22 protein-coding genes are annotated in these 22,105 nt (G+C 71.9%); 15 read left to right on the top strand and 7 right to left on the bottom strand.

Annotated features, from left to right (window positions below; genetic code table 11):
- Positions 1-89 precede the first annotated feature (89 nt).
- Positions 90-1,232, top strand: a complete 1,143-nt coding sequence (locus AC0665_RS27440; RefSeq protein WP_478705971.1) for a glycosyltransferase family 4 protein — start codon at positions 90-92, stop codon at positions 1,230-1,232.
- Positions 1,233-1,372: 140 nt separating this feature from the next.
- Positions 1,373-2,995 (top strand): GMC oxidoreductase, encoded by a 1,623-nt coding sequence (locus AC0665_RS27435; RefSeq protein ID WP_478705976.1) that lies wholly within the window; start codon positions 1,373-1,375, stop codon positions 2,993-2,995.
- A gap of 42 nt (positions 2,996-3,037) precedes the next feature.
- Here the strand turns inward: AC0665_RS27435 and AC0665_RS27430 are convergent, their stop codons facing one another.
- On the bottom strand, positions 3,038-4,834 hold the full coding sequence (locus AC0665_RS27430; RefSeq protein ID WP_478705970.1) for an AMP-dependent synthetase/ligase: 1,797 nt from the start codon (positions 4,832-4,834) through the stop codon (positions 3,038-3,040).
- Positions 4,835-5,130: 296 nt separating this feature from the next.
- Here AC0665_RS27430 and AC0665_RS27425 point away from each other — a divergent pair, with 296 nt between their 5' ends.
- From AC0665_RS27425 to AC0665_RS27400, 6 genes are all read left to right on the top strand, one after another.
- Positions 5,131-5,928: a metallophosphoesterase family protein gene (locus AC0665_RS27425; protein WP_468411375.1), complete on the top strand. Its 798-nt coding sequence runs from the start codon at positions 5,131-5,133 to the stop codon at positions 5,926-5,928.
- A 108-nt stretch (positions 5,929-6,036) separates the two neighbouring features.
- Positions 6,037-6,474, top strand: coding sequence for an SRPBCC family protein (locus tag AC0665_RS27420; protein WP_468411373.1), 438 nt, complete (start codon positions 6,037-6,039; stop codon positions 6,472-6,474).
- 123 nt (positions 6,475-6,597) lie between these two features.
- Positions 6,598-7,764: an ArsA family ATPase gene (locus AC0665_RS27415; RefSeq protein ID WP_478607411.1), complete on the top strand. Its 1,167-nt coding sequence runs from the start codon at positions 6,598-6,600 to the stop codon at positions 7,762-7,764.
- A 98-nt stretch (positions 7,765-7,862) separates the two neighbouring features.
- Positions 7,863-8,363, top strand: coding sequence for a DUF5304 domain-containing protein (locus AC0665_RS27410; RefSeq protein WP_478607409.1), 501 nt, complete (start codon positions 7,863-7,865; stop codon positions 8,361-8,363).
- A gap of 133 nt (positions 8,364-8,496) precedes the next feature.
- On the top strand, positions 8,497-9,450 hold the full coding sequence (locus AC0665_RS27405; protein WP_468411368.1) for an ROK family glucokinase: 954 nt from the start codon (positions 8,497-8,499) through the stop codon (positions 9,448-9,450).
- A 111-nt stretch (positions 9,451-9,561) separates the two neighbouring features.
- Entirely contained in the window at positions 9,562-10,308 is a 747-nt protein-coding gene (locus AC0665_RS27400; RefSeq protein WP_478705969.1) for an endonuclease/exonuclease/phosphatase family protein, read from the top strand.
- On the opposite strand, the gene AC0665_RS27395 is transcribed toward AC0665_RS27400, so the two are convergent.
- Positions 10,305-10,952 carry a hypothetical protein gene (locus AC0665_RS27395; protein WP_478509888.1) on the bottom strand — a complete coding sequence of 216 codons (648 nt, stop codon included), beginning with the start codon at positions 10,950-10,952 and terminating at the stop codon, positions 10,305-10,307. The genes AC0665_RS27400 and AC0665_RS27395 overlap by 4 nt on opposite strands.
- A complete protein-coding gene (locus AC0665_RS27390) occupies positions 10,945-11,742 on the bottom strand; it encodes an alpha/beta hydrolase (RefSeq protein WP_478509889.1) in 798 nt (265 codons plus the stop codon). Before AC0665_RS27390 ends, AC0665_RS27395 begins: the two co-directional genes overlap by 8 nt.
- A 203-nt stretch (positions 11,743-11,945) precedes the next feature.
- Here AC0665_RS27390 and AC0665_RS27385 point away from each other — a divergent pair, with 203 nt between their 5' ends.
- The 4 genes from AC0665_RS27385 to AC0665_RS27370 are packed head-to-tail and all read left to right on the top strand — an operon-like array spanning position 11,946 to position 15,748.
- On the top strand, positions 11,946-12,725 hold the full coding sequence (locus tag AC0665_RS27385) for a lysophospholipid acyltransferase family protein (RefSeq protein WP_363120228.1): 780 nt from the start codon (positions 11,946-11,948) through the stop codon (positions 12,723-12,725).
- Positions 12,726-12,753: 28 nt separating this feature from the next.
- A complete protein-coding gene (macS, locus tag AC0665_RS27380) occupies positions 12,754-13,980 on the top strand; it encodes a MacS family sensor histidine kinase (RefSeq protein ID WP_468637342.1) in 1,227 nt (408 codons plus the stop codon).
- The gene (locus AC0665_RS27375; RefSeq protein ID WP_468411359.1) at positions 13,977-14,666 is read left to right on the top strand and encodes a response regulator; all 690 of its coding nucleotides are present in this window, start codon (positions 13,977-13,979) and stop codon (positions 14,664-14,666) included. Before macS ends, AC0665_RS27375 begins: the two co-directional genes overlap by 4 nt.
- 53 nt (positions 14,667-14,719) lie before the next feature.
- Positions 14,720-15,748, top strand: coding sequence for a 6-phosphofructokinase (locus AC0665_RS27370; protein ID WP_468637345.1), 1,029 nt, complete (start codon positions 14,720-14,722; stop codon positions 15,746-15,748).
- Positions 15,749-15,797: 49 nt separating this feature from the next.
- On the opposite strand, the gene AC0665_RS27365 is transcribed toward AC0665_RS27370, so the two are convergent.
- Positions 15,798-17,663: an anthranilate synthase family protein gene (locus AC0665_RS27365; RefSeq protein WP_478705968.1), complete on the bottom strand. Its 1,866-nt coding sequence runs from the start codon at positions 17,661-17,663 to the stop codon at positions 15,798-15,800.
- Between the two features lie 95 nt (positions 17,664-17,758).
- Positions 17,759-17,815 (bottom strand): trp operon leader peptide, encoded by a 57-nt coding sequence (locus AC0665_RS27360; protein WP_078602827.1) that lies wholly within the window; start codon positions 17,813-17,815, stop codon positions 17,759-17,761.
- A 96-nt stretch (positions 17,816-17,911) separates the two neighbouring features.
- Between AC0665_RS27360 and AC0665_RS27355 the strand changes: the two genes are divergently transcribed.
- Both AC0665_RS27355 and AC0665_RS27350 read left to right on the top strand, forming a co-directional pair.
- Positions 17,912-19,264: a class II 3-deoxy-7-phosphoheptulonate synthase gene (locus AC0665_RS27355; RefSeq protein WP_478705967.1), complete on the top strand. Its 1,353-nt coding sequence runs from the start codon at positions 17,912-17,914 to the stop codon at positions 19,262-19,264.
- A gap of 148 nt (positions 19,265-19,412) precedes the next feature.
- On the top strand, positions 19,413-19,646 hold the full coding sequence (locus AC0665_RS27350) for a (2Fe-2S)-binding protein (protein ID WP_234750469.1): 234 nt from the start codon (positions 19,413-19,415) through the stop codon (positions 19,644-19,646).
- A 231-nt stretch (positions 19,647-19,877) separates the two neighbouring features.
- Here the strand turns inward: AC0665_RS27350 and bfr are convergent, their stop codons facing one another.
- A complete protein-coding gene (gene bfr / locus AC0665_RS27345; protein WP_363120044.1) occupies positions 19,878-20,354 on the bottom strand; it encodes a bacterioferritin in 477 nt (158 codons plus the stop codon).
- A 175-nt stretch (positions 20,355-20,529) separates the two neighbouring features.
- On the opposite strand from bfr, the gene AC0665_RS27340 reads away from it, so the two are divergent.
- Entirely contained in the window at positions 20,530-21,180 is a 651-nt protein-coding gene (locus tag AC0665_RS27340; protein WP_363120045.1) for a sulfite oxidase-like oxidoreductase, read from the top strand.
- A gap of 4 nt (positions 21,181-21,184) precedes the next feature.
- Here the strand turns inward: AC0665_RS27340 and AC0665_RS27335 are convergent, their stop codons facing one another.
- On the bottom strand, positions 21,185-22,063 hold the full coding sequence (locus AC0665_RS27335) for a deoxyribonuclease IV (protein ID WP_478607399.1): 879 nt from the start codon (positions 22,061-22,063) through the stop codon (positions 21,185-21,187).
- Between the last annotated feature and the right edge of the window lie 42 nt (positions 22,064-22,105).

Genomic DNA, 22,105 nt, shown 5'->3' with positions numbered 1-22,105 from the left:
GAGGGGGCCATGATGGGCCCGCCGCCTGTGAGCGTGCCATACCCGCCGCGACGCGGGGCTGTGAGGGGCGGTTCGGTAGGGTCGGCGGCGTGCGCAAGACCCTGATCGTGACCAACGACTTCCCGCCCCGCCCCGGTGGCATCCAGGCGTTCCTGCACAACATGGCGCTGCGCCTGGACCCGCAGCGGCTGGTCGTCTACGCCTCCACCTGGAAGCGGAGCCGGGAGGGGCTCGAGGCGACCCGTGCCTTCGACGCGGAGCAGCCCTTCACCGTCGTACGCGACCGCACGACCATGCTGCTGCCGACGCCGGGCGCCACCCGGCGGGCCGTCGGGCTGCTGCGGGAGCACGGCTGCACCTCCGTCTGGTTCGGGGCGGCGGCCCCGCTCGGCCTGATGGCCCCGGCGCTGCGCAAGGCGGGCGCCGAGCGGCTGGTCGCCACCACGCACGGGCACGAGGCCGGCTGGGCCCAGCTGCCCGCCGCCCGGCAGTTGCTGCGGCGGATCGGCGACGCCACGGACACGATCACCTACCTCGGCGAGTACACCCGCTCGCGCATCGCCCCCGCCCTGACGCCCGAGGCCGCCGCACGCATGGTCCAGCTGCCGCCCGGCGTGGACGAGAAGACCTTCCACCCCGCCTCGGGCGGCGAGGAGGTGCGGGCCCGGCTGGGCCTGACGGACCGCCCGGTGGTGGTCTGCGTCTCCCGGCTGGTGCGGCGCAAGGGGCAGGACACCCTGATCCGGGCCCTGCCCCGCATCCTGGCCGCCGAGCCCGACACCGTCCTGCTGATCGTCGGCGGCGGCCCCTACGAGAACGACCTGCGCAGGCTGGCGCGCGAGACGGGGGTCGCCTCCGCCGTCCGGTTCACCGGCGCCGTGCCCTGGTCGGAGCTGCCCGCCCACTACGGCGCCGGTGACGTCTTCGCGATGCCCTGCCGCACCCGCCGCGGCGGCCTGGACGTCGAGGGCCTCGGCATCGTCTACCTGGAGGCCTCCGCGACGGGGCTCCCGGTCGTCGCCGGAGACTCGGGGGGCGCCCCGGACGCGGTCCTGGACGGCGAGACGGGCTGGGTGGTGTGCGGCGGCTCCCCGGCGGAGGCGGCCGACCGCGTCATCACCCTGCTGGGAGACCCCGAGCTGCGCCGCAGGATGGGGGAGCGGGGCAGGGAGTGGGTCGAGGAGAAGTGGCGCTGGGATTCGCTCGCCGAGCGGCTTGAGGACTTGCTGTAGTGCAGTTCGCCTTCCTGGGGGCGCGGGGAACTGCGCGATCGACCACGAACGTCGCGCACCCGCCCACCAACGATCAAGCCCCGCCCCACTAGGCGGAACCCGCAAATCCGCCGATGCTGCGCAACATGACAGCAAACCTGATGCAGCGTCAGCTGACAAGACGTCAAATCCTGGGCATGGCAGCCCTGCAAACCGCCGCCGCCCTCGGCTTCACCCGCGTCGGCCTCGAAAGCGCCCGGGCCGCCCAGCCCGACGCGGTCGGCACCGCCCCGGCGATCGTCGTCGGCTCGGGCTACGGCGGCGCGGTGGCAGCCCTGCGCCTCGCCCAGGCCGGCATCCGCACCCTCGTCCTGGAGATGGGCCGCCTCTGGAACACCCCCGGCCCCGACGGCAAGGTCTTCTGCACCACCAGCGCACCCGACAGCCGCTCCATGTGGTTCCGCACCCGCACCGAGGCCCCCCTCGGCAGCTTCCTCTGGCTGGACGTCGTCAACCGCGACATCGGCCGTTACCCGGGCGTCCTGGACCGCGTGCACTTCGACCACATGTCCGTCTACGTCGGCCGCGGCGTCGGCGGCGGCTCCCTGGTCAACGGCAGCATGGCGGTCACCCCGCCCCGGCCGTACTTCGCCGAGCAGTTCCCGACGGTGGACGCCGACGAGATGTACGGCACGTACTTCCCGCGTGCTCGCGCCGCCCTGGGCGTGAACACGATCGACCCCGCCTGGTTCGAGTCGACCGAGTGGTACCGCTTCACCCGCGTCTCCCGCAAGCACGCCGAGAAGACCGGTCTGCGGACCACCTTCGTGCCGAGCGTCTACGACTTCGGCCACATGGAGCGCGAGGCGGCCGGCAGCGCCCCGAAGTCGGCGCTCGGCGGCGAGGTCATCTACGGCAACAACCACGGCAAGCGCAGCCTCGACAAGACCTACCTCGCCGCCGCGCTCGGCACCGGCAACGTCACCGTCCACACCCTGGAGAAGGTACGCGCGATCAGCCGCGCACCGGACGGGACCTACGTGCTGACCGCCGACCGCGTCGACGAGACCGGCCGGGTCGTGGAGACCAGGGAGTACGGCTGCACGTACCTCTTCCTCGGCGGCGGCAGCCTCGGCACCACCGAACTGCTGCTGCGCGCCCGGGAGACGGGCACGCTGCCCGCCCTCGACGCCAGTGTCGGCGCCGGCTGGGGCACCAACGGCAATGTGATGCTCGGCCGGGCCAACCACCTGTGGGACACGGTCGGCGCGAACCAGTCGACCATGCCGGTCATGGGCATCGACGACTGGGCGAACACCGCCAACCCGGTGTTCGCCGAGATCGCCCCGCTGCCGACGGGCCTGGAGCACTGGGTGAGCCTCTACCTGGCGATCACCAGGAACCGGGAGCGGGCCTCCTTCTCCTACGACGCCGCCTCGGACCGACTGGCCCTGGGCTGGACGGCCGCCCACAGCGCCGTCTCCGTCGCCATGGCCAAGAAGCTGTTCGACCGCGTCAACGCGGCCAACGCGACGATCTACCGGTACGACCTGTTCGGCTCGAGGAACAAGGCCTTCGCCGACGACTTCACCTACCACCCGCTGGGCGGCTGCGTGCTGGGCAAGGCGACCGACGACTACGGCCGCGTGAAGGGATACTCCCGCCTCTACGTCACGGACGGCTCGCTGGTGCCCGGGTCGCTCGGGGTGAACCCCTTCGTCACCATCACGGCGCTCGCCGAACGCACGATGGCGCGGGTCCTCGCCGAGGACACCGCGCCATAGCCGACCGGTCAGGGGCACACCACGTGGAGGCCGCCCCGGGGGTCACTTCGCGTAGATCGCCTCGATCTCGTGCGCGTAGTCCTTCGCCACCACGTTCCGCTTCAGCTTCAGCGACGGCGTCAGGTGGCCCGACTCCTCCGTGAACTGGGAGGACAGAATGCGGAACTTCCGCACCGATTCCGCCTTCGACACCGCGGCGTTGCCGTCGTCGACCGCCGCCTGGACCGCGGCCAGCAGGTCCGGGTCCTCGCACAGCGACGCCGCGGTGGACCCCGCCGGCTTGCCGTGGTCGGAGCACCAACGGCCCAGGAACTCCTCGTCGATGGTGACCAGCGCGCCCACGAACGGCCGCCCGTCGCCCACCACCATGCACTCCGCGACCAGCGCGTGCGCCCGGATGCGGTCCTCGATCACGGCCGGGGCGACGTTCTTGCCGCCCGCGGTGACGATGATCTCCTTCTTGCGGCCGGTGATCCGGAGGTAGCCGTCCTCGTCGAGCGTGCCGATGTCACCGGTGTGGAACCAGCCGTCGGCCAGCGCCTCGGCGGTCGCGCCGGGGTTGTTCCAGTACTCCTTGAACAGGTGCTCGCCGTGCAGCAGCACCTCGCCGTCGTCGGCGATCCGCACCACCGAGCCGGGCAGCGGCTGGCCGACCGTGCCGATCTTCTGCCGGTCCCAGGGGTTGAACGCCGTGGCCGCGCAGGACTCGGTCAGGCCGTAGCCCTCCAGGACCGTGAAGCCGATGCCGCGGAAGAAGTGGCCGAGGCGCTCGCCGAGCGGGGCGCCGCCGGAGATGGCGTACTCGCCCCGGCCGCCGAGGACCGCGCGGAGCTTGCTGTAGACGAGCTTGTCGAACGTCTTGTACTTGATCCGCAGGCCGAGGGACGGGCCGGAGGGGGTGTCCAGCGCCTTGCTGTAGGCGATCGCGGTGTCGGCGGCCTTGTCGAAGATCTTGCCCTTTCCGTCGGCCTGGGCCTTGGCGCGCGCCGAGTTGTAGACCTTCTCGAAGACACGCGGCACGCCCAGGATCAGCGTCGGGCGGAACGCGGCCAGCTCGTCGGTGAGGTTCTTGATGTCCGGGACGCAGCCGAGCTTGATCGGCGCCATCATGGGCGCGATCTGCACCAGCCGGCCGAAGACGTGCGCGAGCGGCAGGAAGAGCAGCACCGAGCACTCGCCCGTGCGGAAGAGCGGACGCAGCCGCTCGACGATGTTGCCGCACTCCGCGAAGAAACTGCGGTGGGTGAGCACACAGCCCTTGGGGCGGCCGGTGGTGCCGGAGGTGTAGACGATGGTCGCCGGGTCGTCGGCCTTGGCGAACGAGCCGCGCTCCTCGACCGTCTCGTCGGTGACGTCCTGGCCGAGCCGGCCCAGCTCGTCGACGCCGCCGCCGTCGATCTGCCACAGGTGCTTGAGCTCCGGCAGCCGGTCGCGCACCGACTCGATCGCGGCCGCGTGCGCCTCCGACTCCACCACACAGGCGGTCGCGCCCGAGTCGCCGAGGATCCACTGCACCTGCTCCGGCGAGCTGGTCTCGTACACCGGCACGGTCACCGCGCCCGCGCTCCAGATCGCGAAGTCCAGCAGCGTCCACTCGTAGCGGGTGCGGGACATCAGACCCACCCGGTCGCCCGGCTGGATCCCGGCGGCGATCAGCCCCTTCGCGGCCGAGTGCACCTCGGCGAGGAACGCGGTGGCGGTGACGTCCTGCCAGCTGCCGCCGACCTTGCGGGCGATGACGGCGACGTCCGGGTGCTGCGCGGCGTTTCTGCGGACGATGTCGGTCAGATTTCCGTCCGCAGGGACCTCGTACAAAGCCGGAAGGCTGAACTCGCGCAAGACTGCTGCTCCTCATAGGGCGCCGGCGCCACGACGGTGTGTGCTGCGACGGTGCGGTCCAAGGCTCGGGGAGGTACTCAGGCATTCACTCGTTGAAATGCAGAGCACGACTGGACTGCCCGGACGTTACCCGCCGGTATGGCTTCTCCGACAGGGGGACCCGTCGAGATGTTCGCTGCGTCACACAGTTGGGTATTCCTTTGCGCACAGTAGTCCACGCGCTAACTGACTGGCCAGTAACCGCAGGTAGGGCCGCCACTGTTCACGTGTGCCGCACACGCTTACGCTTGATCGTCATGGCACCCACACCAGTCGGAAACCACCGGACGCGCGTACACGTGGTCAGCGACGTGCACGGCAACGCCCGCGACCTGGCCAGGGCCGGGGAGGGCGCCGACGCGCTGGTGTGCCTGGGCGACCTCGTCCTCTTCCTGGACTACGCAGACCACTCGCGCGGCATCTTCCCCGACCTGTTCGGTGCGGAGAACGCCGACCGCATCGTCGCGCTGCGCACCGCCCGCCGCTTCGAGGAGGCCCGGGTGTTCGGGGCCGAGCTGTGGGCCGGCCTCCAGGGTGACCGCGCCACGGTGATCGAGGAGGCGGTGCGCAAGCAGTACGCCGAGCTGTTCGCCGCCTTCCCCTCTCCTACGTACGCCACCTACGGCAACGTCGACATGCCGCCGCTGTGGCGGGAGTACGCGGGCCCCGGCACGACCGTCCTGGACGGCGAGCGCGTGGAGATCGGCGGCCGGGTCTTCGGTTTCGTCGGCGGCGGCCTGCGCACCCCGATGCGAACGCCCTACGAGATCAGCGACGAGGAGTACGCGGCGAAGATCGAGGCCGTCGGCGAGGTCGACGTGCTCTGCACGCACATCCCGCCCGAGGTCCCCGAGCTGGTCTACGACACCGTGGCCCGCCGCTTCGAGCGCGGCAGCCGCGCCCTGCTGGACGCCATCCGCCGCACCAGGCCCCGCTACTCCCTCTTCGGGCACGTGCACCAGCCGCTGGTGAAGAGGATGCGCATCGGGGCGACCGAGTGCGTGAACGTGGGGCACTTCGCGTCAACCGGAACGCCCTGGGCACTGGAGTGGTGAGGACGTCCCAGGTCGGGTGAGATCCGGGGGTCCCGTGCGCGGTAGCCTTCACGCTGCACGCACCTGCGCACGACCTCATACCGGCCCGCATCTGGAGGAGCCACGGCGATGGCGGAACACACCAGCTCGAGCATCACCATCGAGGCGGCCCCGGCCGACGTCATGGCGGTCATCGCCGATTTCGCCCGCTACCCGGACTGGACCGGTGAGGTGAAGGAGGCCGAAGTCCTCAAGACGGACGCCCAGGGCCGCGCCGAGCAGGTCCGCCTCGTCATGGACGCGGGCGCGATCAAGGACGACCAGGTCCTCGGCTACACCTGGACCGGCGAGAACGAGGTGTCCTGGACGCTGGTGAAGTCCCAGATGCTGCGGTCCCTGGACGGCTCGTACATCCTCAAGCCCGCCGGGGCGGGGAGTACGGAGGTCACGTACCTGCTGACCGTGGACGTCAAGATCCCGATGCTCGGGATGATCAAGCGGAAGGCCGAGAAGGTCATCATCGACCGGGCGCTGGCGGGGCTGAAGAAGCGCGTGGAATCGGCCTGACCCCGCCGCGGGGCTCGCGGTGAGGCACGTCCCGGGCGCGGACGCGTGGATGGTCGCGCCCACGCGGCGGAGCGGCAGCGCGGCCCCGCGCCCCTGAGGGCGTCTCGGTTACCGTTCCTTCCCATGCGCACCCTCCTGATCACGGGCCCCGGCGGCAGCGGTCGTACCACCCTCGCGGCCGCGACCGCCCTGGCCGCGGCGGCCGAGGGCACCCGCACCCTCGTCCTCGGCACCGACCGCACGGACACCCTCGGTGCCGCCCTGGGGGTGCGGACCGGCCCGGCCCCCGTCCAGGCGGCCCCGAACCTCACCGCCTGGCGCCCCGACGCCGCCCAGGACTTCCGCAGGGACCTCACCGCCCTCCAGGACCGCGCCTCCTCCGCCCTCGACCTCCTCGGCGCCTCCCGCCTCGACCCCGAGGAGCTCACGCCCCTGCCCGGCGCGGAGGAACTCGCCCTCCTGCGCGCCCTGCGCGACGCCGCGCTGTCCGAGCGGTACGACACGCTCGTCGTCGACCTCCCCCCGGCCCCGCAGGCCCTCGCCCTGCTCGCCCTGCCCGAGGAACTCCGCCGCTACCTGCGTCGGCTGCTCCCGCCCGGACGCCAGGCCGCCCGGGCCCTGCGCCCCGTCCTCGGCCGTCTCGCCGGCGTCCCCATGCCCGCCGACTGGCTCTACGAGACGGCGGCCCGCTGGGACCTGGAACTGGCCGCCGCCGAGGCGGTCGTCGCCGACCCCGGCACCGCCGTCCGCCTGGTCGCCGAGCCCGGCCCGGCCGGTGCCGAGGCACTGCGCACCACCGGCCTCGGCCTCGCCCTGCGCGGCCTGCGCACCGACGTCCTGATCGCCAACCGGGTGCTGCCCGAGGCCTCCCCGGACACCTGGCTCGCCGGGCCGGTCGCCCAGCAGCGCAAGACGCTGGAGGAGTGGCGGGAGTCGTACGACGTCCGCACCGTGGCCCACCTCGGACACGACCCGCGCGGCACCGACGACCTCACCGCCCTCGCCGTGCCAGGGGCGCGGCAGACGGCCACCGGTGCCGACTGGCCGGTGACCGACCGGCTCGCCGAGGACGGCGTGCTGGTCTGGCGGATCCCGCTGCCCGGCGCCATACGCGAGGAACTCGACCTCGTCCGGCGCGGCGACGAACTCCTCGTCACGGCGGGACGATTCCGCCGGATCGTCCCGCTGCCCTCCGCGCTGCGCCGCTGCACCGTCGACGGGGCCGCCCTGCGCGACGGCGAACTGCGCATCCGCTTCGCGCCCGACCCCCAGCAGTGGCCGCGGCCGTGACACGGCGGGGGGGCGGGGAAGAGGGCCGGACCGACCCGTGAACGTGCCCCGTCCGTTCGGGTAACGTCGTAGGGACGAACCGCAGTCAGGAGTCCGTCATGAGCGAAGAGCTCCCCCCGCCCGGCGCCGCCCGCGACGAGGCCGCGGACGAGGTGCGGACGAGCGACGCCGACGCCTGGGCGACCGCGTGCGCCGAGGACCTGGAGTCGGAGAAGGCCCGCCGCCGCACCCGGTACGGCACGCCCCCGGGCTCCGCGGCCGAGGAACTGAAGAAGCTCGTCGACGCCGTCGCGGACAAGCTGTCGGGGGCGGGGTCCCCGCTGCTCGGCGCGGTCGCGGGACCCGCCGCCCAGCAGGTCGTCCGGCAGGTCGTGCAGCAGGCCAAGGACGCCGTCGAACCCGTCATCGAACGCAATCCGGACGTCTTCGACCACCTGGCGGCGGCCGGGAACGAATTGCTCGCCGCCTACCGCTCCGCCGTCCAGGCCCAGGAGCGGCGCTGGACCAGCCGCGACGACCAGGACGACCCCCGTGACCAGGGCGAACGCCGGGACGGCGGCGACGACGCCGGTCCCGGGGAGCGCATCGACCTGGACTGAGCCCCCGGTTCCGCCCGGGCGGCGGCTCGTGAGCGGCCCCCGGGGGTGCCCGGTGTGCGGACGACGGCGAACCCGACGGCAGGGCCTCGGGTACCGTTGGCCGTAGCGGGGCTCGACCGAAACTGAGGGATTCATGGGACTCACCATCGGCGTCGACATCGGCGGCACGAAGATCGCGGCCGGCGTGGTCGATGAGGAAGGCAACATCCTCTCGACCCACAAGGTGCCGACCCCGGGCACGGCTGAGGGCATCGTGGACGCCATCGCCTCGGCGGTGGACGGCGCACGCGTCGGTCACGACATCGTCGGCGTGGGCATCGGTGCCGCCGGTTACGTGAACCGGCAGCGCTCCGAGGTCTACTTCGCGCCCAACATCCACTGGCGCAACGAGCCGCTCAAGGACAAGGTCGAGGCCCGCGTGGGCCTCCCCGTGGTCGTGGAGAACGACGCGAACGCCGCGGCGTGGGGCGAGTACAAGTTCGGTGCCGGCAAGGGCCACCGCAACGTCATCTGCATCACGCTGGGCACCGGCCTCGGCGGCGGCATCATCATCGGCAACAAGCTGCGCCGCGGGCACTTCGGCGTGGCCGCCGAGTTCGGCCACATCCGCATGGTGCCCGACGGCCTGCTGTGCGGCTGCGGCTCGCAGGGCTGCTGGGAGCAGTACGCCTCGGGCCGGGCGCTCGTGAGGTACGCCAAGCAGCGCGCCAACGCCACCCCGGAGAACGCCGAGATCCTGCTCGGCCTCGGCAACGGCACGCCCGACGGCATCGAGGGCAAGCACATCTCCATGGCCGCCCGCCAGGGCGACCGGGTGGCCGTCGACTCCTACCGCGAACTGGCCCGCTGGGTCGGCGCGGGCCTCGCCGACCTGGCCTCCCTCTTCGACCCGTCGGCGTTCATCGTCGGCGGCGGTCTCTCCGACGAGGGCGAACTGGTCCTGGGCCCGATCCGCAAGTCGTACAAGCGCTGGCTGGTCGGCGGCAACTGGCGCCCGGTCGCCGAGGTCCGCGCGGCGGAACTGGGCAACAAGGCGGGCCTCGTCGGCGCGGCGGACCTCGCGAGGGAACCCGACCCGGTCATCTAGACGCCATCAGGGGACGCGCTTCAGGGGCGCGGGGATGTGCGCGAGGGGCCACGCGGCACCGGCACTCGCGCACATCCCCGCGCCCCGCCGCGCCGGGCGTAGATTGATCACATGCCGCTGCTCCCCAACTCCCGTACGGAACCCGACGGTTCCGCGGTCATCAGGGTCCTCAGCTACAACATCCGCTCCCTGCGCGACGACACCGACGCCCTGGCCCGTGTCATCAAGGCCTGCGCACCCGACCTCGTCCTCATCCAGGAAGCCCCCCGCTTCTTCCGCTGGCGCAAGAAGCTCGCCCGTCTGGCCCTGGCCTGCGACCTGGTGACCGTCACCGGCGGCGCCACCACCACGGGACCGGCGATCCTCAGCTCGCTCCGGGTGGGTGTCGAACGCACGGAGGACGTCCTGCTGCCGCCCACTCCCGGCCTGCACCGCCGAGGCTTCGCCACCGCGGTCGTCCGCGTCGCCGGCGCCCGCCTCGGTGTACTGAGCTGCCATCTGTCCCTGCAGAAGGACGAGCGCCACGAGCAGTCCGGCATGCTCCTGGACCGGCTCTCAGGCCTGGGCGTGGAGCACGCGATCGCCGGCGGCGACCTCAACGAACGCCCCGACGGGCCGGCCTTCCGCCGGCTGGCCGGTGCCCTGACCGACTGCCGGGCCGCGGCCCCCTGGGGCGGCGAGCACACCTGGACGCCCACCGACCCCCACCAGCGCATCGACGCGATCTTCACGACGAAGGGCATCGAGGTACTGGGCTGCGGTGTGCCCCGCGGGCACCCGGGCGTGTCCGACGCGGACCTGAGGGCGGCCACGGACCACCTCCCGGTCCTGGCCGCCCTCAAAGTCCCGGCGAACTAGACGACCGCGCCCCGCCCGGGGTCGTCGTCCTCCTCGTCGTCCGTGCGCATGCGCGTCACGAGCGTCGCGAACCCGCCGAGGAAGCCGCCGATGCTCAGGGTGGCCAGCCACCACGTCATGTCCCAGCCGAGCAGCACGGCCAGCAGGAGCAGCACCGGCCCGCCGAGGACACCGAGCCAGGCGAACTTGGTGGTGGGGTCGGCGGTGGGCAGCGGAGGCGGCTCCGGAGGCACGAAGTGGCCCTCGTCGTCCTCGTCGAAGTCGTCCTCGGCGGGCTCGGTCACGGAGTAGTCGCGCGGGCCGACGCCGGGAGCGAAGGAGACGGACCCGCCCAGGGGCTTGACGGGCTTCGCGGGCGGCGCGGACTGCTCCGCGGGCTCTTCGGCCTCCTCCGGCTCGGCCGGCTTCACGGTGTCCCCGGACTTCACGGCCGTATCACCCCGCGCGCCGTCCATCACGCCGTCGTTGGTCCCCGTCGCCGGCAGCGCCAGGTCCTCGATCGGTTTGAAGGGCTTGGCGCCCGGCGGGTCCGGTGGTTCCTCGCCGTATCCGGCGACGATCGCCGCCCAGGCGGCCTCCTCGTCGAGCGGGACGCCCTTCTCGTCCGGCTCCCGGCCCTCGCGGTCGGAGTCGTGCTCAGCCACCTGCGGTCGTCCCTTCCTTGCCGAGACCGGGCTCCTTGCCGAGACCGGACGCGATGCGGCCGATGAACGCGAGGCTCTCCTCGTGGATCCGGTCCGCGTCATGGTCCAACGTGGCGACGTGGTAGCTCTGTTCCAGGAGGACCTCTTTCACATCCGTCGACGAGATGCGGCTGAGGATCCGGGCGGAGTCGACGGGCGGCACGACATGGTCCTGCGGGCTGCGCATGAGCAGCACCGGCTGGGTGACCTGCGGCAGCTCGCGGTCGGTGGCCTGGAAGAACTGCCGCAGCGAATGCGCCGCGTGCAGCGGCACCCGGTCGTAGCCGAGCTCCTTGCCGTCCGGCTTGGCGATGTCGCTGGCGATGCCCTTCGTCGCCGGGACCAGGTGGCGGACCACCGGGAGGGCGTGTGCGGCCAGGCCGTGCACCTTGTTGGCGGGGTTGACGACCAGGACACCGCGCACGGCGTCGCCGTGCTTCGCGGCCAGCCGCAGGGCCAGCGCGCCGCCCATCGACAGACCGGCCACGAAGACCGTCTCGTGGCGCTCGCACAGCAGGCGCAGCTCGCGGTCCACCTCCGCGTACCAGTCCTGCCAGCCGGTGATCCGCAGGTCCTCCCAGCGCGTGCCGTGCCCGGGCAGCAGCGGCAGGGAGACGGTCAGGCCGTGCTCGGCGAGGTGCTCCGCCCAGGGGCGCAGCGACTGCGGTGATCCGGTGAAGCCGTGGCAGAGGAGGACGGCGACCTCCCCGCCCTCGTGGTGGAACGGCTCGGCTCCGGCAAGGACCGGCACCTTCGGCCTCCTGGTCGTGAGAAGGGACTGGCACGATCACGGACTGTCACGGAACGTCATGAAAAGGGGCGCACGCCGTTCGCGGGACCTTCACCGTACGCGACCGCACTGACACCGACCAGGGCCGTCGGCGCCTTTGACGGCGCTCCGGGTTAAGGTCTGATCGTCACACCACAGGAGGCACTCGGTTGTTGTACGGCGCGATGAAGGTCACCATCGGGGGTCCGCTGAAGCTCGCCTTCAGGCCCTGGGTGGAGGGCCTGGAGAACGTACCCGCCGAGGGTGCCGCGATTCTGGCGAGCAATCACCTGTCGTTCTCCGACTCGTTCTTCCTGCCCGCCGTCCTCGACCGCAAGGTCACCTTCATCGCGAAGGCGGAGTACTTCACCACGCCCGGCGTGAAGGGCCGGCTGACGGCCGCCTTCTTCAAGGGCGTCGGGCAGCTCCCGGTGGACCGCTCCGGTGCGCGCGGCGCGGGTGAGGCCGCCATCAAGAGCGGCATAGAGGTCCTGGAGCGCGGCGAGCTGTTCGGGATCTACCCGGAGGGCACGCGCTCGCCCGACGGGCGTCTCTACCGGGGCAAGCCGGGGGGCCTGGCGCGCGTGGCGCTGGCGACCGGCGCGCCCGTCCTGCCCGTCGCCATGATCGACACGGAGAAGATCCAGCCGCCCGGGAAGGTCGTGCCCAAGCTGATGCGGCCCGGCATCCGGATCGGCAAGCCCCTGGACTTCAGCCGCTACCAGGGCATGGAGCACGACCGGTTCGTGCTGCGCGCGGTGACCGACGAGGTCATGTACGAGATCATGAAGCTCTCCGGCCAGGAGTACGTCGACATGTACGCGACGGCCATGAAGCGGCAGCTCACCGACGCGGCGAAGGCGGAGAAGGAAGCCGAAAAGGCGGCCAGGGCCGCTCTCGCGCGTGCGGAGAAGGAACAGGCGGAGAAGGAAAAGCAGGCGGAGCAGCGGCGGACCGAGCCCTAGCCGGGGCGTCGGCCGGGGGGCGGGGGAGATGGCCAAGCGCGAGCGTGTCATGAGGATGTCGGTCGAGCAGCCGCTGTGGCGTGCGCTCACCGCCTACCGGGTGCTCACGATGCTGTACGCGGTCGGCCTGTTCGCCACGGCTTACGACGAGTTCCCGCGCCCCTGGATCGCCGTCGCCTACTACGCCGTGCTGGCCGGATGGACCCTGGCCACACTGCCCCGGGTCGCGAGCGCCGCCCGCTGCACCAAGCGGTTCCTCGCCGCCGACCTCACCGTCGCCGTCGTCGGCATCCTGCTCACGCCCGTCGCCGACGCGCACGAGCGGGTCCAGGCGGGCGGCCCGACGCTGCCGTCGATATGGACCGCCGGTGCCGTCCTGGCCTTCGCCATCAAGGGCGGCTGGCGCTGGGCGGCCCTCGCCTCCGGCCTGGTGGCCGTGGCCAACCTCGTCGAGCGCGGCAGCCCGGCCCGTGACACCGTCCACAACGTCATCCTGGTCTGCATCGCCTCCGTCGCCATCGGCTACGTCGTCGAGGTGGCCCGCGCCTCCGAGCGCACCCTCGCCCGCGCTCTGGAGATCGAGGCCGCCACCCGCGAGCGCGAGCGGCTCGCCCGGGACATCCACGACAGCGTGCTCCAGGTGCTGGCCATGGTGCAGCGCCGCGGCGCGGTGATCGGGGGCGAGGCGGCCGAGCTGGGCCGGATGGCCGGCGAGCAGGAGGTCGCGCTGCGCACGCTGGTCTCCGGCGGACTGGTGCCCGTCTCCAGGGTCTCTGAGGACGCCGCCGACGGCGCGCTCGTCCGGGCCGTCGACGAGGAACCGGAGCCGAGCGGCCCCGTCGACCTGCGCGCCCTGCTCGCGCCGTACGCGGGGGCCCGGGTCAGTCTCGCCGAGCCCGGCGCGCCCGTGCCGCTGGCACCCGCCGCCGCACGGGAGGTGGCCGCCGCGGTCGGGGCCGCCCTGGACAACGTCCGCCGGCACGCCGGTCAGGACGCGCGCGCGTGGATCCTGGTCGAGGACGAGCCGGGCGAGGTGATCGTCACCGTGCGGGACGACGGACCCGGCATCCCGGAGGGCCGGCTCGTCCAGGCCGAGGGCGAGGGGCGGCTCGGCGTCGCCCTGTCGATCCGCGGCCGGCTGCGCGACCTCGGCGGCAGCGCGGAGCTGATCTCGGTGCCCGGCCAGGGCACGGAGGTCGAGCTGAAGGTACCGAAGGACGTGAAGGAACCACGGGGGAAGGCGGAGCAGCGATGACGGAGACCACCGAGGAACGGCGGGACCCGATCCGGGTCATGGTCGTCGACGACCACCCCATGTGGCGCGACGCCGTCGCCCGGGACCTGGCCGAGTCCGGCTTCGAGGTGGTCGCCACCGCCGGCGACGGCGACCAGGCCGTACGCCGCGCCAAGGCCGCCACGCCCGACGTCCTGGTGCTCGACCTGAACCTGCCCGCCAAGCCCGGCGTGCAGGTCTGCAAGGAGGTCGTCGCCGCCAACCCCGCGCTGCGGGTCCTGGTGCTGTCCGCCAGCGGCGAGCACGCCGACGTCCTGGAGGCCGTGAAGTCCGGCGCGACCGGCTACCTGCTGAAGTCCGCCTCCACCGAGGAACTGCGGGACGCGGTCCGCCGCACCGCCGTCGGCGACCCGGTCTTCACCCCCGGCCTCGCCGGACTGGTCCTCGGCGAGTACCGCCGCCTGGCCTCCGAACCCGCCCCGGCCCCCGACACCGGCGAACCCAAGGCGCCCCGGCTCACCGACCGCGAGACCGAGGTGCTGCGCCTGGTCGCCAAGGGTCTGAGCTACAAGCAGATCGCCGAACGCCTGGTCATCTCCCACCGCACGGTGCAGAACCACGTCCAGAACACCCTCGGCAAGCTCCAGCTGCACAACCGCGTGGAACTCGTGCGGTACGCGATCGAGCGCGGCCTCGACGACGAGTGAGGCGCACGTCACACTGACCCTTCGTCAGGCACCTGCGGCGAAGGGACTGTTCCATGCGCGTCGGAGTACTGACCGGTGGCGGCGACTGCCCCGGCCTCAACGCCGTCATCCGGGCCGTCGTCCGCAAGGGCGTGCAGGAGTACGGCTATGACTTCACCGGCTTCCGGGACGGCTGGCGAGGGCCCCTGGAAGGCGACACCGTCCGTCTCGACATCCCCGCCGTGCGCGGCATCCTGCCCCGCGGCGGCACCATCCTCGGCTCCTCGCGGACCAACCCGCTGAAGGTGGAGCACGGCATCCGCCGGATCAAGGAGAACCTCGCCGGGCTGGAGGTGGAGGCGCTCATCGCCATCGGCGGCGAGGACACCCTGGGCGTGGCCGCCCGCCTGTCCGACGAGCACGGCGTGCCCTGCGTGGGCGTCCCGAAGACCATCGACAACGACCTGTCCGCCACGGACTACACCTTCGGCTTCGACACCGCCGTCGGCATCGCGACCGAGGCCATCGACCGGCTGCACACCACCGCCGAGTCCCACATGCGGGTCCTGGTCGTGGAGGTGATGGGCCGGCACGCCGGCTGGATCGCCCTCCACTCGGGCCTGGCCGGCGGCGCCAACGTCATCCTCATCCCCGAGCAGCGCTTCGACGTCGAGCAGGTGTGCTCCTGGGTGACCTCGCGCTTCCGGGCGTCGTACGCGCCGATCGTGGTCGTCGCCGAGGGGGCGATGCCGAAGGACGGCGACATGGTGCTCAAGGACCAGTCGCTGGACTCCTTCGGGCACGTGCGGCTGTCCGGGGTCGGCGAGTGGCTCGCCAAGGAGATCGAGAAGCGCACCGGCAAGGAGGCCCGTACGACGGTCCTCGGGCATGTGCAGCGCGGCGGCACCCCGAGCGCCTTCGACCGCTGGCTCGCCACCCGCTTCGGGCTGCACGCCATCGACTGCGTCCGCGATCGCGACTTCGGCCGGATGGTCGCCCTGCGCGGCACGGACATCGTCCGCGTGCCCATCGGGGACGCCACGGCCCGGCTGAAGACGGTCGACCCGACGCTCTACGAGGAGGTCGGAGTGTTCTTCGGCTGACCGCCCGCCCCGTACGCCGGTCGGGGCCGGCGGCCCCGACCGGCCCCCGCTACGCCGAGGGCGCGCTCGTCCCGCGCAGCTGCCCCACCAGGTCCCGCACGATCCGCGCCCCGTTCAGCGTCAGCACCGACTCCGGATGGAACTGCACCCCGGCGAAGCCCGCCCCGCGCAGCGCGTGCACCTCGCCGTTCGCGGCGCGGGAGACCTCGACACCCTGGGCCGCCAGCCCGGCCGCGGCCGCGTCGTCGCAGCGCGCCACGAAGCTGTTGTAGAAACCGACGGTCTCCCGCCGCCCGAACAGCTCGATCCGCGTCTGCGCCCCCTGGAAGGGCACGTCCTTGCGCACGATGTCCAGCCCCAGCTCGGCCGCGATCAGCTCGTGTCCCAGGCAGACGCCCAGCACGCCGTGGTGGTCGCCCCTGAGCACCTCGGCGGTCAGCAGACGCAGGAACCGCATCTTCGGATCCCTCACGTCGGACGGGTCTCCGGGCCCGGGCCCCAGCACCACCGGCCCCTGGTGCCCGAGCACCGTCTCCCGCAGCCCCGGTGCGTCGTAGCGCCGCACGCTCACCTCCAGGCCGCCGGCGCGCAGCACGTGCGCGAGCATCGCCGTGAAGGTGTCCTCCCCGTCGACGACCAGGGCGTGCCCGGCCGGCTCCTGCGAGCGCTCCTGCATCCGCAGCCAGAACGGCGCGAGCGAGGCCCTGCGTCCGTCCAGCGCGGCCCGCACCCGCGGGTCGTCCGCCAGCCGCGGCCCCACGGCCTGCGCGCGCGGGCGGGAGGGAGCCACGCCGAGGGCCGCCAGCACACCCGCCGCCTTGGCGTGGGTCTCCGCGACCTCGCCCGCCGGGTCGGAGCCACGCACCAGCGTCGCGCCGACCGGTACCCGCAGCCGCCCCTGCGCGTCGATGTCGGCGGTGCGGATGAGGATGGGGGAGTCGAGGGTCTGGCCCCCGCCCGCGTCCCGGCCGATCAGGGCCAGCGCCCCGGCGTAGTACCCGCGTCCGCCGCTCTCGTGCCGCTCGATCACCCGGCAGGCGTTCTGCACGGGCGAGCCGGTGACGGTCGCGGCGAACATGGTCTCCCTCAGCACCTCCCGCACGTCCAGGGAGGACCTGCCGCGCAGCTCGTACTCGGTGTGCGCGAGGTGCGCCATCTCCTTCAGCCGGGGCCCGATCACGACCCCGCCCATGTCGCCGACGGTGCACATCATCTTGAGCTCCTCGTCGACGACCATCGACAGCTCCTCGATCTCCTTGCCGTCGGCGAGGAAGTCCAGCAGATGCTCGGGCGTCGGCCCCTCGGCGGGATAGCGGTACGTCCCGCTGATCGGGTTCATGACGACCGTGCCGCCGGACATCCGCACGTGCACCTCGGGGCTCGCCCCGACCAGCGTGCGCTCGCCGGTGTGCACGACGAACGTCCAGTACGCCCCCCGCTCGCCCTGGAGCAGCCGCCGGAACAGCGCCAGCGCGTCGGCCCGCCCGAACCCGGGGATCGCGCCCCGGTACGTCCGCCGGATCACGAAGTTCGCGCCCTCACCGCGCCCGATCTCCTCCTCCAGCACGCGTCCGACGATCTCCGCGTACTCCTCGTCGCCGACGTCGAAGCCACCGCCCTCGACCCGCACGTCGTGCGCCGGCAGCTGGTCGAGGGCGTCGCCGAGCGGGACGCCGTAGGACTCCTCGGGCGTGAGGGCGAGCAGGGGCGTGCCGTCGTCGGTGACGTCGAAGCCCCGCTCGCGGATCTGCCGGAAGGGCACCAGCGCGAGGCCCTCGCCGGGCAGATCGGCGAGGCGGTCGTACGCCGCGACCGGGCCGATCAGGACCTCGATGAGCTCGTGGTCATGGCCCGGGGTGCGGCGGCGCAGCAGGGCGAAGGGACGGGTGTCGTCCAGCAAGCCGAGCAGGTTCATGGGTCCGTACTCCATCTCGGTGAGAGGAACGGACCCCGGGAAACACCGAAGGCCGCCCCTCGGGCGGCCTTCGCGAAGTCGTGAGTACGCGCACGTCAGCGGGCCGCCGGATGAGCGGTCCACCACCAGGTCTGGATCGAATGCGCGAACATGGCGGGCACCCTACCCCATGTCCGAGGGGTGTACGGCATGTCTCACTTGCTGGGCACGGGCCAGAACGGCCGACCCGACCCCGTAGTGTTGAGCTCGTGACCGTGAACGCTAAGACCAGCGCGAGTGCTGGCAACACCTGGCGAGACCTGCCCGCGGCGCAGCAGCCCGAGTACCCCGACACCGAGGCTCTGCGTGCAGTGATCGCGGACCTCGAGTCGTATCCGCCGCTCGTCTTCGCGGGCGAGTGCGACCAGCTGCGCGCCCGGATGGCGGCCGTCGCCAAGGGAGAGGCGTTCCTCCTCCAGGGCGGCGACTGCGCGGAGGCCTTCGACGCGGTGTCCGCCGACCACATCCGCAACAAGCTGAAGACGTTGCTCCAGATGGGCGCCGTGCTCACGTACGCCGCGTCCGTGCCGGTCGTGAAGGTCGGCCGGATCGCCGGTCAGTACTCCAAGCCGCGCTCCAAGCCGACCGAGACCCGCGACGGCGTGACCCTGCCGACCTACCGCGGCGACTCCGTCAACGGCTTCGACTTCACCGAAGAGGCCCGGATCCCGGACCCCGAGCGGCTGAAGCGGATGTACCACGCCTCCGCCTCCACGCTGAACCTGGTGCGCGCCTTCACCACCGGCGGCTACGCCGACCTGCGCCAGGTGCACGCCTGGAACCAGGACTTCGTGAAGTCGTCCCCGTCGGGGCAGCGCTACGAGCAGCTGGCCCGCGAGATCGACCAGGCGCTCAACTTCATGCACGCCTGCGGGGCCGACCCGGAGGAGTTCAAGACGGTCGAGTTCTACGCCTCGCACGAGGCGCTGCTGCTCGACTACGAGTCCGCCCTGACCCGGGTCGACTCGCGCACCGGCCAGCTGTACGACGTCTCCGCCCACATGGTGTGGATCGGTGAGCGCACCCGGCAGCTGGACCACGCGCACATCGAGTTCGCCTCGAAGATCCGCAACCCCATCGGCATCAAGCTGGGCCCGACGACCACCGCCGAGGACGCGCTGGAGTACATCGAGCGCCTCGACCCGGAGCGCGAGCCCGGCCGGCTGACCTTCATCGTGCGCATGGGCGCCGACAAGGTCCGCGACAAGCTCCCCGAGCTGGTCGAGAAGGTCACGGCCTCCGGCGCGACCGTCGCCTGGGTGACCGACCCGATGCACGGCAACACCTTCGAGGCGGCCTCCGGGCACAAGACCCGCCGCTTCGACGACGTGCTCGACGAGGTCAAGGGCTTCTTCGAGGTCCACAAGGCCCTCGGCACCCACCCGGGCGGCATCCACGTGGAGCTCACCGGCGACGACGTCACCGAGTGCGTGGGCGGCGGCGACGAGATCTTCGTCGACGACCTGCACCAGCGCTACGAGACGGCCTGCGACCCGCGGCTCAACCGCAGCCAGTCGCTGGACCTGGCGTTCCTCGTGGCCGAGATGTACAGGGACCAGTAGCGGGTCCGCCTGTTACCGGGGCACGGACTGGGGCGCGGATCACACGATCCGCGCCCCGCTCCACTTTTGTGCTCCGAAGCCGACGGGTAAGGTTAGGTTAGCCTCACCGATCAACGGGGACGGCGCCAGAGAACGACCCCCGTCGGAGGTGAACCGCGTGTACGTGTGCAGTTGCTTCGGGATCACCGAGCAGCAGGTCAAGCAGCACGCGGACGGCGGTGCCTGCACCCCCCGCCAGATCGCCTCCGCCTGCAAGGCGGGCACGGACTGCGGCTCCTGTGTGCGCCGCATCCAGGCGATCCTGGGCCGGGGCTCCTGCCCGCGCCGCGATCTGGCCGACCGGGGCGAGCCGGTCCTCGCGGAACTGGACGACGCCGCCTGACGGCAGGCCTTGGGCCTGTCGTTTGGATCAGGTCGGCCGAGAGTGACTGCGCCTTTCGGCCGACCCGAGCGGGGCGTGGTGCGTGCAGATGCAAGGCGGAGGAGGGCGTCAACGCGATGGGGGTCCCTCCCGCGCGAGCGCAGCCGAGCGTGGGGGAGTTGACAACCGACGACAACGTGGCAGATGCGCGTGCCACGCCCCGCGACGCCGGCATGATCCAAACGACAGGCCCTAGCTCGGCTGCTCGATCTGCTGCGCGATGTACAGCGCCTCGCCGAGCTGGTCGATCAGTTCCAGCTGCGTGTCCAGATAGTCGATGTGGTGCTCCTCGTCCTCCAGGATCGACTCGAAGAGGTTCGCGGACGTGATGTCGCCCTTGCTGCGCATCACCTCGATGCCGCGCCTCAGGCGGTCGATCGCCTCGACCTCGACCTGCCGGTCCGCCTGGAACATCTCGGTGACCGTCTGGCCGACCCGGACGTGGAAGAGCCGCTGGTAGTTGGGCAGGCCGTCCAGCATGAGGATGCGTTCGGTGATCTTGTCCGCGTGCTTCATCTCGTCGATGGACTCTTCACGCGTGTACTTGGCGAGCTTGGTCCAGCCCTTGTTGTCCTGGATCCGGTAATGCAGCCAGTACTGATTGATCGCCGTCAGCTCGCCGGTCAACTGCTCGTTCAGAAATTCGAGGACCTCGGGGTCGCCCTGCATCGCAGAGGCTCCTTCCACGCGGGGGAACTGGCAGGTTGCGCCGCATGATTCCACTGGTGCAGAAGATCGTCCAGTAAGTCTCCACTTAGTAAGTAAGGGCATGCTTAGTCGAGTTTGTCCCGTTGTGGAGTGGCCCCGGTCGGGGGCACCGCCCGAGGTCTGTCAGGATGGAGTCATGGGTCAGCCGCTGGAACACGAATCGGGAGAAGGGCGCGATCCAGCAGAAGCGACGCAGCCCGAGCTGCCCCCGGGACAGCGGCTGCAACGCGGCTGGCCGGTCACACACTACGGGCCCGTCCCCAAGTTCCGGCCCGAGCGCTGGGAGTTCCGGGTCTTCGGCGCCACCGCCGACGGCGGCAAGCACTGCTGGACCCACGAGGAGTTCACGGCCCTGCCCCACACCACTGTCGTGGCCGATCTGCACTGCGTCACCAAGTTCAGCATGCTCGGCGCCGAGTGGGGCGGCATCCCCGCGCGTACGATCCTCGACCTCGCCCCGCCCGCCGACGACGTCACCCATGTGATGGTGTGGGCCGAGTACGGATTCAGCTCCAACCTCCGGCTGTCCGACTTCGCCGACGAGCAGGTCCTGTTCGCCACCCACAAGGGCGGCGAGCTGCTCACCGCCGAGCACGGCTTCCCGCTGCGCCTGATCGTGCCCCACCTGTACGCCTGGAAGGGCCCGAAGTGGGTGCGCGGCGTGGAGTACATGACCGCCGACCGGCGGGGCTTCTGGGAGGAGCGCGGCTACCACAACATCGGCGACCCCTGGCGGGAGCAGCGCTACTCCTACCAGGAGGAGCCCGGGGACGGCCCCGACCTCTGACGCCTCAGACGTCGCGCAGCTTCTTCAGCCGCTCCACGTCCCCGGCGTGCCCCTGCTTGCCGCCCGGCGTCTCGATGATCAGCGGCACCCCCTCGGTGGCGGGGTGCGTCATCAGCGCCCGGAACGGGTCCTCGCCGATGTGGCCGATGCCGATGTTCTCGTGCCGGTCCTTGTGCGCGCCCACCACGTCCTTGGAGTCGTTGGCGTGGATCAGCTTCAGCCGGCCCTCGCCGACCGTGTCCACCAGCAGGTCCAGCGTCCGGTGCATCCCGTCCGGGCCGGTCAGGTCGTGCCCGGCGGCGTAGATGTGGCAGGTGTCCAGGCACACGCCGAGCATCGGGTGGGCGTCCAGCGCCTCGAAGTACGGGCCGAAGTCCCACGTCCGTGAGCACAGCGAGGCGCCCTGGCCGGCCGTCGACTCCAGCAGCAGGAACGGGTCGTCGTCGTGGGTCAGCTCGTCCAGCAGCGGCAGCAGATGCTCCCGCACCTGCTTCAGCGCCACCGACCGCTCCCGGCCACCGGTCGCGCTGCCGGTGTGCACGACCACGCCCAGCGCCCCGATCTCCCGCGCGCGCCGCAGCGAGTGCCGCAGCGACTCCACCGACCGCTCCACGGTCGCCTCGGTGTGCGAGCCGAAGTTGATCAGGTAGGGGGCGTGCACATAGGCCGGGATCGACTCGGCCGCGCACGCCGCCCGGAACGCCTCGTCCTGCTTCGGGTTGCCGGTCGGCGTGGCCCAGCCGCGCGGGTTGGCGACGAAGACCTGCACGGCCTCCGCCTTCAGGTCACGGGCGTAGGACAGGCCGACGGAGTGGAGCCCGCCGGCCACGGGGACATGGCCGCCCACGGGGTTGCGGGACGGGCCGGACAGCTGATGGTTCACCCGTTCAGGGTGTCATGCGTCCGGCCCCGCCCCGGCCACGGG

The sequence above is a fragment of the Streptomyces sp. NPDC043685 genome (genome assembly GCF_056436585.1).
The sequence above is the reverse complement of the archived record's forward strand: the minus strand, read 5'-3'. Positions and strand labels throughout refer to the sequence as shown.

Coding starts and splice junctions, on each gene's coding strand:
- AC0665_RS27435 (WP_478705976.1), top strand. CDS start 1,373: ATGCAGCGTCAGCTGACAAGACGTCAAATCCTGGGCATGGCAGCCCTG.
- AC0665_RS27425 (WP_468411375.1), top strand. CDS start 5,131: ATGGCACCCACACCAGTCGGAAACCACCGGACGCGCGTACACGTGGTC.
- AC0665_RS27420 (WP_468411373.1), top strand. CDS start 6,037: ATGGCGGAACACACCAGCTCGAGCATCACCATCGAGGCGGCCCCGGCC.
- AC0665_RS27415 (WP_478607411.1), top strand. CDS start 6,598: ATGCGCACCCTCCTGATCACGGGCCCCGGCGGCAGCGGTCGTACCACC.
- AC0665_RS27410 (WP_478607409.1), top strand. CDS start 7,863: ATGAGCGAAGAGCTCCCCCCGCCCGGCGCCGCCCGCGACGAGGCCGCG.
- AC0665_RS27405 (WP_468411368.1), top strand. CDS start 8,497: ATGGGACTCACCATCGGCGTCGACATCGGCGGCACGAAGATCGCGGCC.
- AC0665_RS27400 (WP_478705969.1), top strand. CDS start 9,562: ATGCCGCTGCTCCCCAACTCCCGTACGGAACCCGACGGTTCCGCGGTC.
- AC0665_RS27385 (WP_363120228.1), top strand. CDS start 11,946: ATGAAGGTCACCATCGGGGGTCCGCTGAAGCTCGCCTTCAGGCCCTGG.
- macS (WP_468637342.1), top strand. CDS start 12,754: ATGGCCAAGCGCGAGCGTGTCATGAGGATGTCGGTCGAGCAGCCGCTG.
- AC0665_RS27375 (WP_468411359.1), top strand. CDS start 13,977: ATGACGGAGACCACCGAGGAACGGCGGGACCCGATCCGGGTCATGGTC.
- AC0665_RS27370 (WP_468637345.1), top strand. CDS start 14,720: ATGCGCGTCGGAGTACTGACCGGTGGCGGCGACTGCCCCGGCCTCAAC.
- AC0665_RS27365 (WP_478705968.1), bottom strand. CDS start 17,663: ATGAACCTGCTCGGCTTGCTGGACGACACCCGTCCCTTCGCCCTGCTG.
- bfr (WP_363120044.1), bottom strand. CDS start 20,354: ATGCAGGGCGACCCCGAGGTCCTCGAATTTCTGAACGAGCAGTTGACC.
- AC0665_RS27340 (WP_363120045.1), top strand. CDS start 20,530: ATGGGTCAGCCGCTGGAACACGAATCGGGAGAAGGGCGCGATCCAGCA.